Annotated in this window: 15 protein-coding genes and 1 other annotated feature; of the genes, 10 read left to right on the top strand and 5 right to left on the bottom strand. The window is 46.6% G+C overall.

Annotation, left to right across the window (positions count from 1 at the left end):
• Nucleotides 1–22: 22 nt before the first annotated feature.
• The 8 genes from J2Z65_RS06710 (at nucleotide 23) to J2Z65_RS06675 (ending at nucleotide 10,199) form a co-directional block, all read left to right on the top strand.
• Entirely contained in the window at nucleotides 23–1,693 is a 1,671-nt protein-coding gene (locus tag J2Z65_RS06710) for a pyridoxal phosphate-dependent decarboxylase family protein (RefSeq protein ID WP_167053443.1), read from the top strand.
• Nucleotides 1,694–1,699: 6 nt separating this feature from the next.
• Nucleotides 1,700–3,466, top strand: a complete 1,767-nt coding sequence (locus J2Z65_RS35170) for a methyl-accepting chemotaxis protein (protein ID WP_167053445.1) — start codon at nucleotides 1,700–1,702, stop codon at nucleotides 3,464–3,466.
• A 147-nt stretch (nucleotides 3,467–3,613) separates the two neighbouring features.
• Nucleotides 3,614–5,836 (top strand): GDYXXLXY domain-containing protein, encoded by a 2,223-nt coding sequence (locus J2Z65_RS06700; RefSeq protein ID WP_167053447.1) that lies wholly within the window; start codon nucleotides 3,614–3,616, stop codon nucleotides 5,834–5,836.
• Between the two features lie 59 nt (nucleotides 5,837–5,895).
• Nucleotides 5,896–6,771, top strand: a complete 876-nt coding sequence (locus J2Z65_RS06695; protein ID WP_167053449.1) for an EamA family transporter — start codon at nucleotides 5,896–5,898, stop codon at nucleotides 6,769–6,771.
• A 48-nt stretch (nucleotides 6,772–6,819) separates the two neighbouring features.
• Nucleotides 6,820–7,038 (top strand) — a binding site (T-box leader).
• A 54-nt stretch (nucleotides 7,039–7,092) separates the two neighbouring features.
• Nucleotides 7,093–8,979, top strand: coding sequence for an arginine--tRNA ligase (locus J2Z65_RS06690; RefSeq protein ID WP_167053451.1), 1,887 nt, complete (start codon nucleotides 7,093–7,095; stop codon nucleotides 8,977–8,979).
• Between the two features lie 124 nt (nucleotides 8,980–9,103).
• Nucleotides 9,104–9,265, top strand: a complete 162-nt coding sequence (locus tag J2Z65_RS06685; protein ID WP_167053453.1) for a hypothetical protein — start codon at nucleotides 9,104–9,106, stop codon at nucleotides 9,263–9,265.
• A gap of 60 nt (nucleotides 9,266–9,325) precedes the next feature.
• Nucleotides 9,326–9,475, top strand: a complete 150-nt coding sequence (locus J2Z65_RS06680) for a hypothetical protein (protein WP_167053455.1) — start codon at nucleotides 9,326–9,328, stop codon at nucleotides 9,473–9,475.
• Between the two features lie 91 nt (nucleotides 9,476–9,566).
• The gene (locus J2Z65_RS06675) at nucleotides 9,567–10,199 is read left to right on the top strand and encodes a DUF3453 domain-containing protein (RefSeq protein WP_167053457.1); all 633 of its coding nucleotides are present in this window, start codon (nucleotides 9,567–9,569) and stop codon (nucleotides 10,197–10,199) included.
• 121 nt (nucleotides 10,200–10,320) lie between these two features.
• Here J2Z65_RS06675 and J2Z65_RS06670 read toward each other — a convergent pair whose 3' ends face one another.
• The 4 genes from J2Z65_RS06670 to J2Z65_RS06655 all read right to left on the bottom strand — a co-directional run bounded on the left by J2Z65_RS06670 (nucleotide 10,321) and on the right by J2Z65_RS06655 (nucleotide 13,746).
• Nucleotides 10,321–11,529 carry a threonine synthase gene (locus tag J2Z65_RS06670; RefSeq protein ID WP_167053459.1) on the bottom strand — a complete coding sequence of 403 codons (1,209 nt, stop codon included), beginning with the start codon at nucleotides 11,527–11,529 and terminating at the stop codon, nucleotides 10,321–10,323.
• A 129-nt stretch (nucleotides 11,530–11,658) separates the two neighbouring features.
• On the bottom strand, nucleotides 11,659–12,393 hold the full coding sequence (locus J2Z65_RS06665) for a YheC/YheD family protein (RefSeq protein ID WP_167053461.1): 735 nt from the start codon (nucleotides 12,391–12,393) through the stop codon (nucleotides 11,659–11,661).
• On the bottom strand, nucleotides 12,386–12,787 hold the full coding sequence (gene panD, locus J2Z65_RS06660; protein WP_167053463.1) for an aspartate 1-decarboxylase: 402 nt from the start codon (nucleotides 12,785–12,787) through the stop codon (nucleotides 12,386–12,388). Before panD ends, J2Z65_RS06665 begins: the two co-directional genes overlap by 8 nt.
• A gap of 191 nt (nucleotides 12,788–12,978) precedes the next feature.
• Nucleotides 12,979–13,746 carry a sulfite exporter TauE/SafE family protein gene (locus J2Z65_RS06655; RefSeq protein ID WP_167053465.1) on the bottom strand — a complete coding sequence of 256 codons (768 nt, stop codon included), beginning with the start codon at nucleotides 13,744–13,746 and terminating at the stop codon, nucleotides 12,979–12,981.
• A 197-nt stretch (nucleotides 13,747–13,943) separates the two neighbouring features.
• On the opposite strand from J2Z65_RS06655, the gene J2Z65_RS06650 reads away from it, so the two are divergent.
• Nucleotides 13,944–15,272, top strand: a complete 1,329-nt coding sequence (locus J2Z65_RS06650; protein ID WP_167053467.1) for an MFS transporter — start codon at nucleotides 13,944–13,946, stop codon at nucleotides 15,270–15,272.
• Between the two features lie 47 nt (nucleotides 15,273–15,319).
• Here J2Z65_RS06650 and J2Z65_RS06645 read toward each other — a convergent pair whose 3' ends face one another.
• A complete protein-coding gene (locus J2Z65_RS06645; protein WP_167053469.1) occupies nucleotides 15,320–16,438 on the bottom strand; it encodes an MHYT domain-containing protein in 1,119 nt (372 codons plus the stop codon).
• 153 nt (nucleotides 16,439–16,591) lie between these two features.
• Between J2Z65_RS06645 and J2Z65_RS06640 the strand changes: the two genes are divergently transcribed.
• Nucleotides 16,592–17,245, top strand: a complete 654-nt coding sequence (locus J2Z65_RS06640; RefSeq protein WP_240159510.1) for an HAD family hydrolase — start codon at nucleotides 16,592–16,594, stop codon at nucleotides 17,243–17,245.
• The last annotated feature ends 27 nt before the right edge of the window (nucleotides 17,246–17,272 follow it).

Raw genomic sequence — 17,272 nt, 5'->3', positions numbered from 1 at the left:
TCAATCGATAGGAGAGGAATTTATGAAAGAAAGAAGATTGCCAAATATACAGAAATTATTTCCGAGTGAAGACGGAAACCCACAATCGCGTCAAATGATGATGCGATTCATTGAACAAATATTAACCGGCGTCGATGTGCTGAAAAATCCGGATGGCGTCAATCTTAAGGGAGAAAAAAACCGGACAGGGAACTTTTATAATAACCTCATTCAAAATAGTGAGATTCCGACTGCCAGTATCCCATTGGAGGAAGTAAACACCGAGCTGCTAAAGCTGCTGCACGATCATCCGTACCATACGAAATATTTCCTAACGAATATTTTGCCAATGGCGAGCATCCCGGGCATCCTGGGCATGATTGCGGCTTTTATGGTGAACGGCAACAATCTATGGGATGTTTACGGACCTGCGGGAGCTGAAGCGGAAGTTAGAGTGATCAGCATGATGTCCAAATTAATCGGATATGACCCAATGAAAAGCGGCGGATATACGACGTGGGGCGGGCAAGGAGCTGTATTTTCCGGACTTCGCATTGCGATTGCCAAATTTGCTCCGGAGGCTTTGCAAAAAGGCGTTCCCGGCAACTTGTATGCCTTTTGTTCAGATGCTGCGCATTACAGCTTGTTTAAATCCGTGGAAGCGACGGGGATCGGCAGCGATAAATTAATTCGGGTTCGTACGAAATCGGACAGCTCCATGGATGTGGGCGATTTGAAGATCAAGATGGAAGAGGTTATCGCGCGAGGCGGAATACCGATCTATATTGTTGCTACGACAGGCACGACAGATGCAATGGGAATTGACGATTTGGAGCAGATTTATACGATATCTAACCAAGTCGCTGCACAGTTTGGGCTGCCGAGAGCACATATTCATGCAGATTCGGCGTTAGGCGGATTCTTTGCGTTCTTTCAAGATTATGACTTCTTCAGCAATCCGCTTGGATTCAAAGATGAGGTTGCTGAGGCTTTAAGGGCCATTCATAGCAGGATGAGACATTTGCATTTGGCCGACTCGCTTTGCTTCGATTTTCAAAAGCTGGGGCAAACACCGTATCTGACAAGTCTATTCCTTCTAAAGGAAGCCGCAGATTTGAAGCTTATGGACCTACATCCGGACGAAACGCCATATGTCGGGCATCGGGGTTATGGTCAGTACCATACCGGATACACGTTGGAATGCTCGCGCATGGCTAGCTCCATTAGCATTTATAGTGCTCTGCTCGCTTTTGGCGTACAAGGGTACCAGCAGCTTCTGGCACAATTCGTTGAGGTCAATCTCGCCTTCCGGGAGGCGCTGCGGTCGGAAATTCCTCAGGCTGAGATTGTTAATGAGGACAACCCCGGAATTATTACGCTATTTCGGATTTACCCAGATGGGAGTCATCGGTTTCAGGAAGAAATTTCGGGAAGCTGCACCTATAAAGAGATTGAGCGGAACAACAAGTTCAATGAAGTCTTGTTCGAAATGCTTGGGAATCAGCGTGATCGCATATTTTTTGGCGATACGAAGAAGCACCTCCTTGTACCTACGAAGGATGAAAGTTATACGCCCTTATATGCGAATAAAGTATTCATCATTTCCCCCTATACGCAGGTTGAACACGTCCCAGAAATTGTGGAACATTTGAAGTCAATCGTAACACAGGTCTATGAGAAGTATGCTGAAGCATCGACGATAAGCAGGAGGTAACAACAAGTGGCTACGCAAATGCAAAGACTGACAAAACAGGCGACACGTTTCAGAAGTAAATTATTGAATTGGGTCCGTGAGCATCTAGCGGTTAAAATGACGTTTAGCATTGTTTTGCTGCTTCTGGTCGTAAGCGGCGTCTTTTCCTTTTCCGAATATTGGATCAGTAAAAGTTTAGCATCGAAGCTCGAAGATCAATTTGTTCTGCGGCTAACGTCAAATATTCAAAACGTTTCAAATTTTTTAGCCGTAATTCCTGAACGTCCTGAGGAAATTATGGACACCAAGAATCCGGGCTATGAAAGAATCAAAAAGCAATTCGAGGAGTTCAAGAAACACGATACGCTAGAAAATGTGTATGTGTTAACTAGAATGCAAAATAAGGATCAAATCGTTATATTAACTGGGGTTGAAGACGACTACGGCACTGAGTATCCTTTTACTCCAGAAATGAACGCGGCGATTGCCCAGGATAAACCGATGATCAGCAACATTTATAAAGATGAATACGGCATTCATAAATCTATATTTGCTCCCCTCAGAAACAAGAATGGCGAAAACGTTGGCATCATCGGTATTGATTTGGATGCATCGGTTATCCCGCAAACGAAGCAAAAATTGCTGTGGTCGACGTTGATCTTAACGATCATTGTTGTGGCTATTGGCACTTTGATCGCCTACTTCATTAGTCGGAGTGTGACGAGACCGGTCGTTCAGCTGATGCGAATGACGGAGAAGGTAGCTAGCGGTTATTTGACTGAACAAGTCTCGATCAATCGAATCGATGAGATTGGCAAACTGTCAGCGGCATTTAATGAAATGCGGAGGAATTTGGAATCATTGATTCGTCAGATGTACAATTCATCGCATATCCTTACCCAAACAAGTGAGCAATTGTATCAATCTGCAGATGAGTCAAGCTCGAGTGCAGGGATGGTTGCCGTCTCCATGAATAGCATGTATGACGGGGTAGCTGAGGTTGTAAATTCAATTTCCGAGAGTACCACTTCCATCGTTGAAATTAATACGGAACTGACGGAGGTAACGAGCGAAGTCAAAGAGATGCAGGAAATGGCACATAAGGTAGGAGCCCATTCGGTTGACGGTCAACAACTTGTTGAGAAGACGCTGCATCAGATGAACGTCATACAAAGCGAGATGAAGCAATCACAAGAAGCAGCGCTGCAATTGGGGAATCGCTCCAAAGAAATCGGTGCGATCATCAATATCATCACCGAGATCGCTCAGCAGACGAATCTGCTGGCTCTGAATGCATCGATTGAGGCAGCCCGTGTTGGCGAGCAAGGAAAAGGTTTTGCTGTTGTTGCCGGCGAAGTGAAGAAACTGGCTGAGCAATCTACGAAAGCAGCCAGCTCCATCACCGAACTCGTCTCCGGGACCCAAAAAGACAGCCATTTGGTCATGCAAAGTATCGTTCAAGGAAATCACGCCGTAGAACAGGGTCAAACCTGGATTAACGATACGTATGAAAATTTCAAGGTAATTTTCAATGGTATTTCCGTTTTTTCCAATCGGACAGATCATTTATTAGATACACTTGAACGAGCGGTGAAGTCTTTCGAGATCATTTCCAGCATGATGCAAAAAATTTCCGGTATTACCGAACAGCAATCTGCCGGGTATGAAGAAGTAGCCGCTGCTGCGCAGGAGCAGAGTGCGTCTATTGTGGAAATTACTACAGCGATCCGCCAACTGTCTGAAATGTCTGTTGATCTGCAAAAATCAGTTAAAAGCTTTAAATTATCTAGCTAATGATAAACGTTCAAAAGCAATATGCCAGCCTCGGGCTGGTTTTTTCTTTTGGAGTAGGCTAATGATCTGGTACTAGGAATAGATAGTACTTCTCAAAACATATAACTCCAGTACAATTAGAAGTAAGACGAGAGGAGGTTATGCATCATGAAATCGAAATGGATTACAATTCAATTGGGCTATGTGTTGGGAGCCAGCTCCCTTCTAACCGCCATTGTATATTTCTTTGCAACGAACTGGGAAAAATTAAACCGCTGGGAAAAATTTACACCTGCCTTTTTGCTCATCCTTGGTTTCTATGGGCTGTCTGTCTGGCTTTCGCGTCAATCGGGTCGCCAATTTCTAAGTAAACTCAGCCTGTTCGCAAGTTGCGTTTCATTTGGCGTAGGGGTTGGACTCATTGGGCAAACCTATAACTCGCATGCAGACAGCTACACATTGTTCGCTATCTGGTTTATTCCGGCATTCCTTTTAGCTATTCTAACGAGATGGCAGCCCTTTTACGTCCTTTCTTACCTGCTCGGTCATTTGGCATATGGGATTTATTTTTTCCCGAGATGGGAAGGAAACATGGCGTCAGAAGTTGTTCAAATCGCGATTTGGCTAGGCATGGCCATTGCAAATGGCATCCTCTATGTGTTGACGGAGCGCGGGACGTTGAAGTCGCCGTTTTTAAAATGGATTTCATTTCAAGCAGGCATAGGTATTCTGCTCGTGGTTTCGAATTCGCACGCTTTTGAAGACTATGGTGTTCTCATGAACCTGCCCTTGGTGGCGGTGCTTGCAGCAGCTGTATGGTACACACATCGCACGAGAAACAAAGCCTATTTGATGTTCTCGGGCTTGTGGATTTCCGTCACAATTACGTTTAAATACATCGAACTCATCGTGCACTATTATAACGAGCTATTCTTCATAGCCAGCTTATTATTTGTGATTTTGTTCATTGGCGCCAACGTGAAGTTTATGACTTTTATTCGGGCGTGGCAGCCCGTCGCTGCGCCAACTGAGACAGACTCAGTTAAAAACGAAAGTGATAAACCGGAAAACGACTTCACCAAATGGGTCGTACGTGTTTTGACAGTTTCTGTCGTTATTATCGGCTCACTGCTAGGCAGCTTGACAGTTCTCGGGATTGTCACATTGGTGTTAGGTTTTGATGACCCAGCGAACGTGTTGATCGGGTTCGGGCTTGTCATGGTTACAGCGATGGTACTCGCCAAAAAGTTGAATGCTTTAGTCCGATACACCATTCTCATCAGCGGATTACTGCTTGGGGCGGGAGCTGCCTCATTTTCAGAAAATGTGCCGGTTTTATTCATTTTTCTTGCGCTTTCTATAGCTGCTTTTATCTACATTGCCGGGATGGTGCATCGCATTTTTTTCTTTCTTGCAGCGGTTTTGATTGCCGCAGTCATCCTTTTCAATTGGATCAATAGCGGAATTATTGTGCTAACCGTGATAGCGAGTGTATTATTTATCCTCTTTGCGTGCGGGCAGGTCATTCGAAATGCTGCAGTTCGGCAGCCGGTGCTGTACAGCAGCTACCCTTCATTTCTGCTAACACTCTTTGCGCTTACCTTCATGACCGAATCTTACTGGTATTATTTGACGAATGCGCTTTTCTTTCTTATTGTCGGGCTTGCCTTAGTCGTCAGCAGACAATTGCATATCCGTTGGATTTTCGCTTGGTCTATGGGCTTCTGGACGGCATTTCTCGTTTACAAATATTACGATTTGGCCTGGGGGCTGCTGCACAAATCGGTTACGCTCGCCTTGATCGGTATCTTCATTTTGAGCTTTACCGTTTGGTATGAAAAGAAACACCGGCTAGAAGCGGCAGAGCCGGAAGATAGATCAGGCTTCTCAGTCAACAGGTTCGTGATTGGGGTGTTAGTGCTGCTGCAAGTCGCGGCCATGTCCATACAAATTGGCAAAAGCGAGTGGCTGCTGTCGCATGGCCAACTGATTAAACTCCAGCTTGAACCGTTGGATCCGCGCTCGCTCATTCAAGGGGATTATGTACGCCTGCGCTACACGATCTCCGAGCCGCCTATTTTTGATAATAACAACGAAGACTTGACGTCTAAGCGAAAAATAGCCGTAGTGCTCGCTCCGAACATGGCGACAGGCGTGTATGAGTACCGCCGCGTGTATACAAAAGGGGAAGAGCTTGCTCCCGGGGAGGTTCGCTTGAATGGCACCCGAATGGGCTACGAAAGGATTGAATATGGGATTGAAACGTATTTCATTCCAGAAGGGACCGGACGGGATTACGAACAGCATGCGAAGTTCGCCGAAGTGAAGGTGTCAGCGAACGGAGACGCGATTCTTGAACGGCTTTTGCTGCAGCAAAGTGTTGTCCAATAAAGATTAATGTGGTAAAATAACCCGATCTTTGCATGCAAAAGAAAGGGGTAGCTGTTCGAATGTGGCTCATGTATTCGGTACTTGCAGCATTCAGTTTCGGGCTGCGGGGCATTCTGTATCACTGGACCAGCCAGCAATCATTAAATCGGAATGTGCTGCTATGCGGCACATTTTTCATGGGGGCGCTGATTAGCGGTATTTGCGCCATCCTTTTACAACAAACATGGACGGTATCTGCGCTGATCGGCGTTCAAATGGGACTGTTTTCCTTCGGGGCCAATGCCAGCATGTTCAAGGGCTTCGCCGTAGGAAAAGCGTCTCTGGTCGCCATACTTACCGGTTTGCCGTCCGTCGTTGTGGTGTTCGTCGCGTATTTGATTTGGGATGAACGATTAAATATGATGCAGTTCGTGGCCTTCGTCATTATCGTTATTGGGATTTTAGTCGTGCGTTATTCCAATGAGATTACACTGAAAAATTTGCAGGGTGCAGGATGGGGGGCGCTGGCTTTAATTCTTTTTGCCGGTAATGACTTATCCGGTAAATGGACGGCTTTGGTAGCGGCCCCGTTATTTCCGACGTTGTTCTGTATGTTTACTACAGGCACCATCTGTTTCGGGCTCTGGTGGTTGAAAGATCAGAAGCAGGGAGACAATAAACAGGCTAAAGCGGCAACTTCCTCAGGATGGACGGAGCGCCGGACGTTTCTCTTTGGCATGGTCGTAGGGATTACGAATGTAGTCGGCATGATTTTCATACTTCATGGTTTTGATCATGGCAAAGCAGGATTGGTGTCCGCCGTTGTCGCACTGAATGTACTGATTGTTCTGTTGTACACACGTTTTGTTTTGAAGGATAAGTTTTCAATGATGGAGCAATCCGGACTTGCCTTGGCGTTCATCGGTATTTTGATGATGAAGCTAGTTGCCTCTTGACAACACATAAATATTGCAGTAATATTCAGTCAATTCACAACTTGATAAGTAACATTGATGAACAGGACAGTAGTTCTTGACGGACAGTCGCAGCGAGCCGGGATTGGTGGGAACCGGTACGAATGTCAGGAGCGAAACGGACCTGGGAAATGGTCTTCCGAACGGAAGTAGGGAGATCCGGCATAAGCCGTTATCGTTAGAGGGGTTAAATCTGCTGATTTAACACTTAGAGTGGTACCGCGGGAATGAACAGCTCTCGTCTCTTATTTAGAGACGAGGGCTTTTTTGCATGTTATTTACGTGATTAGGGAGGGAAATTCGATGATTCATCAGCTTTTAACCGAAGAAATCGAGCAGCATGTCGAGGCTTTATTTCAGGAGTCCGGGAACGAACGTCCTGCTTATCTGAAAATTGTAACCGAGCATCCGGCACACCCGGAGCATGGGGATTACAGCTCAAATATCGCCATGCAGCTCGCCAAAATATGGCGAAAAGCTCCCTTGCAAATCGCTGGGGAGCTTCAGAGCCGCATTGAGCAGAATGGGCTTGTTCAAGGTCTGTTCAGCAAAGTTACTGCCGTAGCGCCTGGCTTCTTGAACTTTTATATCAATTTGGAAGCATGGGCATCTGGAGCTTATCGAGCTTCAGATGAGCAGACGCATCCAAGAAAGAAGACCAAAGTATTGGTGGAGCATACCTCGATCAACCCTAATAAAGCGGCGCATGTTGGTCATTTAAGAAACTCTTGTATCGGCGATTCGCTGTCGCGTATGCTGTCGCATGCCGGTTATGACGTGGAAGTTCATAACTATATCGATGACCTTGGGAATCAATTGGCGGATACGGTGGTGGGTATTCTTCATACACAAACGGAGGGAAACTTTCCTCGATTCGGGGATTTTTGCTGGGAAACCTATGCAAAGGTGAATCAAGCCTATAAAGTCCAGCCCGAGCTGGCCGAGCAGCGTTCAGTGGTCCTTCATGCAATTGAGAGCGGGACATCGAACCTCGCGTGGATGGGTGCATTGGTGGCGGAGCGCATCGTTCGCGAGCAGCTGGACGAAATGAAACAGTTTGGGATCTCTTATGACGTACTGGTTTGGGAAAGCAGCATTGTTCGCGCAGGATTCTGGGATACAACCTTTGAGCTGCTGAGCAAAACGGAGATGTTTCATAAGGTGACAGAGGGGAAATTGGCGGGCTGTTGGGTGCTGAAAAACTTGGAAGACGGGGGAGAAGCCGAGGCAGACACTCAGGAATTTCAAGGGGATAAAGTGCTCGTACGCTCCAATGGCATCCTTACTTATACGGCGAAGGATATCGCTTATCATCTGTGGAAATTCGGATTGCTGCAAAACGATTTTGTATATAAAAAATGGGAAGACCGTCTGTGGTCTACGGCCGCACAAGGCAGTAAGAAATCCATTGGGCGCGCGGATATGGTCATTAATGTTATTGATTATCGTCAGCAGTATCCACAAGAGATGGTAAAGCTCGCGCTTGAAGTTCTTGGGTACGGGCAGCAAGCAAGCCAACTCAAGCATGTGAGCTATGGCGTCGTTTCCTTAAGTCCCGATACAGCCGCTGGTCTAGGTATGAATACCTCTGAAGGCAAAAGCTCCTACGCGATGTCTGGCCGTCAAGGCGTCGGGATTAAAGTCTCCCACTTGCTTGATCGCATGGAGAAGGTCATTGACGTCAAACGCTCAAGGAAAGCAGGAATATCCAGCAGATCCATCGCCGCGGCTGCGATCCGTTATTATTTGCTGAAATATCAGCTGCAAACGGAAGTGATATTTGATTTAGAGCAGGCAACGGAAGTGACGGGGAACACAGGGGTCTATTTGCTGTATGCTTACGCTAGAGCGAACAGCATTTTGGACAAAGCAAAGAAAGATGACCGTCTGCAAACGATGGAACCCAAGTTCACAGACAGCCTGCTGGAAGTTCAGGAATACCAACTGCTCAGGCATTTGGCATACTGGCCCGAAACGTTGGAGAACGCAACTTTGCAATTGGCGCCTAGCTTGATTTGTCACTATGCGTTTGAATTGTCTTCACTGTTCAATCATTTCTACAGTACATGCCCGGTCTTGAAAGGGAGTGATGAACGCATTGCCCATCGCCTATGGATCACACAAATGCTTAAGATTACCTTACATCAAGCTCTTGAATTGCTTGGCATGCCGACGCCAAAACGACTATAAACCTTTAATATTCTAAATGTGCTCCTCTTATGTACTTGCTGATACAGCCTGTCAGCGCTTTGCATATGCTACAGCAAAACGCTGCGTTGTTTCTGCGCTTACGAGGGACGGGGGGGAGCTCACCATGCTTCGATCAAAGGTGAAAACATACCGATATCGCATCGGTAAAAAGAATGTGATCGTGATCCATATTTATCAAATGGCCCGGGCATCGGCGAAGATGGGCAATGCACTGGCCAGCAATGCGTTAAACATTCAAATCTTCAAAAAGCCTAAAAAACACTAACTCCCCTCCGATGTGGAACACGAACAAATGGTGTCCTAGATGGAGAGGGGGTGGTGAGATATGCAGCGCAAATCCAACAAAAAGTCTAGTTACAGCAATGGAAAAACGAAAGTCAGAGTAAGACAATCCGCGAGCGCAACCATCGGCCAAGGCGGAAACTCGATCTCAGTGAACGCTTCGGAAGTTGGCGTCGTCCGCATTCGTCCTTAAAATTGCAACAATTAGCTTTCTGAACTTGCTCAAATGCGGTACAATAGGGGTATTCGTGCCAATATGAATGATTCAGGAGGCTTTTATCACAATGACTGAAAAAGAGATCGATACACAAACCGAAGAAAATAGCGCACAAGATCTGGAACAAGAGCAGGCCCAAATCATTATGACTTGGTTCCAGCACATCAATGAAGTTATGAAAACGCAATTTCCGGAATATGAAGTCGAGGGTCAAATTGGAAATAACCCGACTTATGGCCCGATGTTTGCTTTTACACTTAAAAAAGATGAGAAATTCACTTCTTGTGGATTTTTCTTAAATGAAATTATGAGAAACTTCCAAACGAATCCGAACGCGGGACTTTGGCTGTCTTCCTTCTTTGTGGACTTGCTGAGAAGCCCGGATAATCATCCGCTGCCCAATCCGCCGCAAACCGAAGACGAGGCGAAAGAGCTATTGGATAAACATATTGTCCCTTACTGCGCTTCTGCCGTACGTGAAGAGTTCCCGGATCAAAAGATTTACGTTGACCTAGAACTTCACGAGGAGCATGGCCCGGTTCTGGAAGCCGGCTTCGTTGCCGTGCAGGAAGGCAACAACACTTGTGCGCTGCCGCTGCAATATTTAATGACGTTATATTTATTAAATCGTGACCCAGCAGAGCCTCTGAATCAGGCAATGTACCGCTTGTATGAAGAAAATAATTTAGGTCAATCCTAATTTAACCCTTTCTTATTGATTGCAAAAAAGGGCTATCCTCAGCCATTTCATGGCTTATCGGATAGCCCTTTTTTCTCGTGAGCAGCCATCATTACGCAAACTTGGTAATGACCAAGTCAGCCTACCGGCTAAGTGACTTATAGTCCGCATAGCTCTTTATCGTCGGCAGCGATGGCGTAGTCCCCAATTTGGCATATTTCATGGCATGCGATGTGTTGAACAGGACGACTGAGTCGGTTGGACGCAGCCAGCCGCTGTCACAGAGCGCAAGCATGCCTGCCCAAGTTGCGGAGCCTTCGGGTGACGAGGAGATGCCTTGCGCACCTAAGGAACGCGTAGCTTCAGCAATCTGCTCTTTGGATAAGGCAAGTGCCGTGCCTCCGCTTTGTTTTACAATTGACAGGATGAGAGGGAGATCTGGCGGGTGCGGCACGCGCATTCCCGTCGGATTCGCTTCGCCAGTCCCTGTCTGCTCCCTAACGGCTGGCGGAGACAGACCGTCGACGATAGGCTGGCAGCCTGCTTCCTGCACGCACACGAATCTTGGCATTGGTCCGTCAATCCAGCCAAGCGCTTTGAGCTCATGGTAAGCTTTCCACATGCCAATAATCCCGGAGCCTCCGCCGGTTGGATAGATGATGACGTCGGGGAACGTCCAGCCAAGCTGCTCGGCGAGCTCAAGTCCCATCGTTTTTTTGCCTTCTACGCGTCCGGGTTCCTTCAGGGTGCCGACATTCACCCAGCCCTGCTCCTGTTTGCCGGCTTCAATAATAGCTGCGGCGTCATGAATCAAGCCGTCCACCAGGTAGGTTTCAGCCCCATAGAGAGGACATTCCTCCACGATCAACGGCGGACAGTCCAAGGGGATGAACACCGTGGATGTAAGCCCGGCACGACTTGCATAGGCAGCCAACGCACCGGCGGCATTGCCGTTGGAAGGGACGGCTGCTTTGGTCGCTCCTGACTCTTTCAGCAAAGAAACCGCGACAGAGAATCCTCGCGATTTGAAACTTCCCGTCGGGTTCTGCTCCTCCCGCTTAATCCACAACTGCCTGATTGGCAGCTTCTGTTCCCATTTCTGCATACGTAAGAGCGGGGTCCAACCTTCGCCTAGCGTGATGATACAATCCGGGTTGCTCACCGGAAGCAGTTCTTTGTATCTCCACATGGATGGGTAGCGATTCTGTAAGGCTTCCTTTTTGAATGTTCTGCTCAAATGCTCCAAGTCGTAATCGACCAATAGCGTGCCGCCGCAAGTACATTTCATATCTTGATAGCGGAAAGGGAGCCTTGCGGAACATCGTGAGCAATAAAGCCCCAATTGGTTCATCTCTGGGCCTCCTCACCGTTTTCAGCGGGAAAACGAATGTCTCTATCCTATGAATTCGCACATGCGAACCCTAATGTAGACTATTACAGGGAGTCGAAGATGGAGACGGCTTGTGTCTTTTGGGTATGTTTATTTTTTATGAAAGGATTTGATTCTGCGGAAAATAGACTTATCCTTCAGCTTCAGAAACAGTTCAAGCATCGGCGCATAATTGACCTCAATGATCCATACATGCCCCTCTTTATCGAAAGCCATATCGATCCCCATCGTTTTTACCCACCGGTAGGAAGGACCTAGCTGCTGCGCGCTTTTCAATGCGACTTTGTCCAGTTTCGCCAGAAGATCTCTTGCAGACATGGATTTAAGCTGCGATTGTTTGATGGCGTGCTCGACCGATACGACCTTTCCGTTGCTCATGCGGATATTCGTAACGATAAAACCGGCTCCGGCGACTTTAGCCAGCTTACCGGTGACCTGCCACTGTGAAGAGGGACGGCGCTGTACCATCACGCGAAGATCAAAGGGACGGCCATTCACGGTTGCCAAATGAATTCGCTGCTGAACGATGTGACTTTTGCTTGTTTTCCTTTTGAGATAAGCGTTTACTTGAGCTTGATTGCGAAATATTTTCTTTTTTGCCCCGTCTTGCAGCTCATAATGAGAATCATCCGTTTTTTTAAACCGAATAACCCCATGTCCGCCATAACTGCCAGTAGGCTTAATAATTACTTGGCCGTATTTATTCAACATGTGCCAGAAGGCGGATTCCTTCAGCCATGCAGTTTCCGGGAGATATCTTCTTAACTCCTCCGATTTGCGGAGCAGCTTGTATTTCATCCATTTGCTGGTGCTAAGGTTACTCATAGGACTTCACTTCCTGCTCTTGGATCACGACATCATGTTCCTCGACTCGGAGTACCTGATTCTGCTCATCGACGAAAACGACCTGCGGCTTAAGAACGTTAATTTCAGCCTCATTCATCAGTCCCATGCTTAGAATGATAACAAGATCCCCAGGTTGAAATAGATGGGCAGGAGGTCCGTTCAGTCCGATTTTACCGCAGCCTTCCGGCGCAGGGATAGCATATGTTTTCCACCTTGTAGCATTGCGCAGACTGGTAACCTGAACCATTTCATAGGGCAAAATATTGGCTTTGCTCATTAACAACGCATCTATTGTAATGCTGCCGACGTAATTCAGATCGGCTTCCGTTACCGTTGCGCGGTGGATCTTACCTTTACACATTAGTCGCTGCATATGCAGTAGCTCCTTTATCATCACATTGGGTGTTCATCACAACGTATGAATAGGGCAAGTCTTCTTGTGTAGGCAATGGCCCGTTTCAGGGAAAAATGGGTAAATACCGCCGCTATTTCCCGGGAAATCGCAAGAATCGACATGGTGACAGCATGAAAAAAACGCCCGAATGGGTTCGGGCGCTTTGCTCATCATCCTATTAATTTAAGTCCGCTGATCAATACTAGGCTTGCAATTATCGTTCGCAGGACGTTAGTCGGCGCTTTAGTCGCGAGCATACTGCCGATCAGAACTCCAGGAATTGAGCCAAGCAGCAAATTGATCACTAATGTGTAATTGACATTCCCCATACTTGCGTGTAGGATGCCGGCTGTCGTTGCAAGGAAGAAAGCGTGAGCGATATCCGTACCAACAAGCTGGGCAGGCACCATGCGGAAGAAGTACAGCATAGCAATGGCATACAAAGAGCCGGAACCGATGGAGGTCAGGCCGACCACGAATCCAAGGACTGCTCCAATGGTGATGGTCAGCCCTTTTTTCTCCTCCAGGCTCTTGAGCTGCCAGCGGTTTTCTTTGATCTTGTGGCCGAAGAAAACTTTGAACATGGTGGCAAACGCAACGAGAATCAAGACGTAGCCAAGAGCGTGCTTAATAATGTCCTCTTGATTATTATAAAACGAATTGAAAAATTTCAAGAAAATTACTGCGATAATTACGCCCGGAATACTACCCATTGCTAACATTTTGACAAGTTTAAAGTCAATTGTTTTCTGCCGCCAATGCTGAATGGTGCCAAAAAGCTTCGTGATGGAATTGTAGAGCAGATCTGTTCCGACGGCAATGGAAGGATGAATACCGATGAGGATCAAGATGGGGGTGAGCAGCGAAGCTCCGCCAACACCAGTCAATCCGACTAAAAAACCAACGATTACACCCATAAATAAAACACTCAAAGTCATGTTGTCATGTCCCCAATCAATTACCGACTATTTCAATTGGATTAATTTTATTATAAGGTAAAGCCATATGTAAAGAAAAATTTTTGATAAAAGGTTTGAGACGTGGGAATCAAATCACTAAATTCGCTATTCATTATTAGGGGAATCAGTTACAATAAATGGATGTGACTATGTAGACAGCTTGAGGAGGTACGTGCATGAGCAATCGAAGTAATCGAACAACAGTCATGGTCAGTATTGTATTGGCGATGCTAGTGGCATCCATGGATACGACCATTGCTAATACGACGATGCCGATCATCGTGAAAGAAATTGGCGGTAGTGACCTGTTTGCTTGGGCATTCACCTCGTATATGGTACTTTCTACAGTGCTTGCCCCGTTAGCCGGCAGATTATCCGATTTGTTTGGTCGGAAAAAGATTTATGCAGCGGGTATTCTATTGTTTCTTGGCGGCTCTGTACTCTGCGGTTTATCTCAGAGCATGCTGCAGCTCATCCTGTTCAGAGCGATTCAAGGGATTGGCGCAGGCGTGATGATGCCCTTCCCTGCAATTATTGCGGGAGACATTTATCCAGTTGAACAGCGTGGTAAAGTGCAGGCTTTTTTCACCGCAATGTGGGGACTCGCAGCGGTATTGGCGCCGTTATTGGGCACATTTTTCGTGACGTATTTGAGCTGGCGTTGGATTTTCTTCGTTAATATTCCGATTTGCTTAGTCTCGCTTTTTGCTCTGAAGCCTTATAAGGAAGTGTATCAACCGAAGAAATCTGTGGTGGATTACGGCGGTGCCGTTCTGTTCGCTTTAGGAATTTCTTTGCTGCTCCTAACGACAACAGTCGAACAAAACAATTACATATACGGGGGATTAGGCGGGATTTGCATGGTTGCCTTTTTCTTCTATGAGAAAAGGCACAGCGCACCGATCGTTCCTTTGAATTTACTTCGTAATCGTCCTGTTGCCATTATGATTGCAGGTTCCTTTATTTCCTGCGCAGCTTTGTTTGGGACCTCAAGCTTTATACCACTTTATTTGCAAAACCAGGGCTATTCGCTATTTATTAGTGGGATCGCACTGCTGGGAACGTCGATTGGATGGATGGTCGTTGCTGTCCCAAGTGGGAAATGGGTGCTGAAATATGGCTATAAACCGCTGCTCATAGTAGGGAACGGCTTGCTCGTGATTACGGCTATCATGCTTTATTTTATGGGCGAAAACACGTCCTTCTGGTACTCTTTTGCAACGATGACGATGTTGGGGCTTGCCTTTGGACTCATCTTCACGGTTTCTACCATCGGTTCGCAGCAGCTTGTGGAGGCGCATCAAAAAGGGATCTCCACTTCGCTTCAATTGTTCGCCCGGAATATTGGTACAGCGGTCAGCGTGACGATTATGGGGGCAATACTAACGAAAGCGACTGTTTTTTACAGCGGTTTCCATGGGATGTTCGTATTTGGCTTCATCGTGAGTTTGGTGTCCATGTTCATCCCGTTTGCGATTCAATCTACATCGAAACAGACAGCATGAAGAAATAAAAAAAGAACCTGAGGCTGAGCCTCAGGTTCTTTACGGTATCAGGATGCTGTAGCTGTGGTTGGCCGACACTGTTCGGCCAAATTCCTGATCGTAGCCGCAAATACTTGCTTCCCTTTGAATTGGAATCCGGTTATCGTGATCTCAGCTGGAAACTCGGAGCGGTCGGCCCGGTAGGCGAGCATTTCAATGCGCTTGCCGATCAGCGCAGTATCTTGACGCGCCAATTGTTGAAACAGCGAAGCGGCGGCTTCTCCATTTCGATCAAAAGGAAATAGAAAATCAAACATGGTTAAGGATAAAGCTTGTTTACGGGTATATCCAAACGCTGCGGCTGCTGCCGGATTACACTCAATAATCCATCCCCGGCTGTTAAACATCATGATGCAGTCGATACTTGTATCAAGCAAGGTTGCTTTTAGAGTGGATTGTTCAGCCAGCTTTTGATCGATTTTCAAGGAACAAATCATGCAGATCGATAAAAAGATGACCGTACCGAAAGCCACAAGCATCGCTAGTACCAAAACGTCTACATTTGCTTCTTGGTTAGTGCTAAGTAAGCTTATATCCGGATACGTCATCTGAGCTGCAAACATGCCTGTATAATGCATTCCTGTAAGAGCAATGGAGCTGACGAGGGCGCTGGAAAGCAAGCTTTGATTGGAATTAGCAGATCGATATAAGGTTATGATGGATGCTAGTATAGCAATAACTATAGTTAGGACAAACGGTATTGGGAAATAGTGGATTTCAACATGATGGAGTGCTCCCATACCGATGAAATGCATCCCGGAAATGGAGAGTCCCATAAACATACCGCCCAGAAGAAATTTAGGGATTTCGAGTTTTTTGGCGCAATTGGTGACAAAAAAACCGATGACAGAACCAATAACAGCGACGGCCATGGAGGTAAATAAGGTATTGATGTCGTAACTTATTCCTATCGGCAAAGGACAGGCTAACATGGCAATAAAATGCATAGACCAAATGCCTACGCCTAAGGTTGCTGCACTGCATGAGATCCAGAGTTTTTGAGCCCAAGCGCTCGAAACGGCAATCCTTCTAGTTAAATTCAGACTCGTATACGAGGCTAAGATCATAATGACCAAAGCCAGTAGGACGAGATATAAACCATATCGTTGAGTATCTGCAAGATGCATGTCCATTTCCTTTCTCGAGTAGATACATGGTTCGACAGTCTTCGGTGGTTTTATTATAGTGGTCTGCTTATTACGTGTATATAGCGGTTAATGTTGGTTTGGATCGAATAATGTCGAAATGCACTAAATCTCGATATAGAGGGGGTGGAAAGGTTGGACAACAAAGTTACTCCGGTTAAAGGGATTATTTTCGATATGGATAATACGCTTCTTCAATCCCACATAGATTTCCAAGCGATGAAGCTGGCGATTGCCCAATTTTTGAGCGGAGAGGGGCTTCTGCCAAGTGATTTCCCGATTGAGGAGCACACCACATCGACTATTCTTGCTCATGTTAAAGAGAATGGAGCAACCGACGGGATTATAGCTGCCGCCTTAAAGATCGCTGAGGGACACGAGCTTCGAGGAATGGAGGGATCGGGCTTGGAGCCAGGTGCGAAGGTGCTTTTAGAAAAACTAAAAGGTGCTGTCACATTAGTCGTTGTGACCAATAACTCGTATGCCGCTGCTTTGCGAGCACTGGAGACAACCGGCATCAAGGATCAGTTTGATTTGATCGTGGGCAGAGAGCAGATGGCGGCGATGAAGCCTTCACCATCGGGATATTTGGCTGTGCTGCGGCATTATTCTGCGATTCAAGCGCATTCGTGGATTTCTGTCGGTGATTCATGGATTGATGGCAAAGCGTCGATGGGAGCCGCCATTCCTTTTATAAGTTATGGTTCTGCGGTATCCGCCATGGAGGAAAAGGGTGTCAAACCTGCGGCTCACATTGACAAGCTGTTAAGTCTGTTAGATTATGTATAGATTACAGAAGATCAAGAGAAAGAAGTG

This window comes from Paenibacillus aceris (genome assembly GCF_017874035.1).
GTDB lineage: Bacteria > Bacillota > Bacilli > Paenibacillales > NBRC-103111 > Paenibacillus_E > Paenibacillus_E aceris.
Note: the sequence above shows the minus strand (reverse complement) of the source record. Positions and strands in the feature narration are given on the sequence as shown.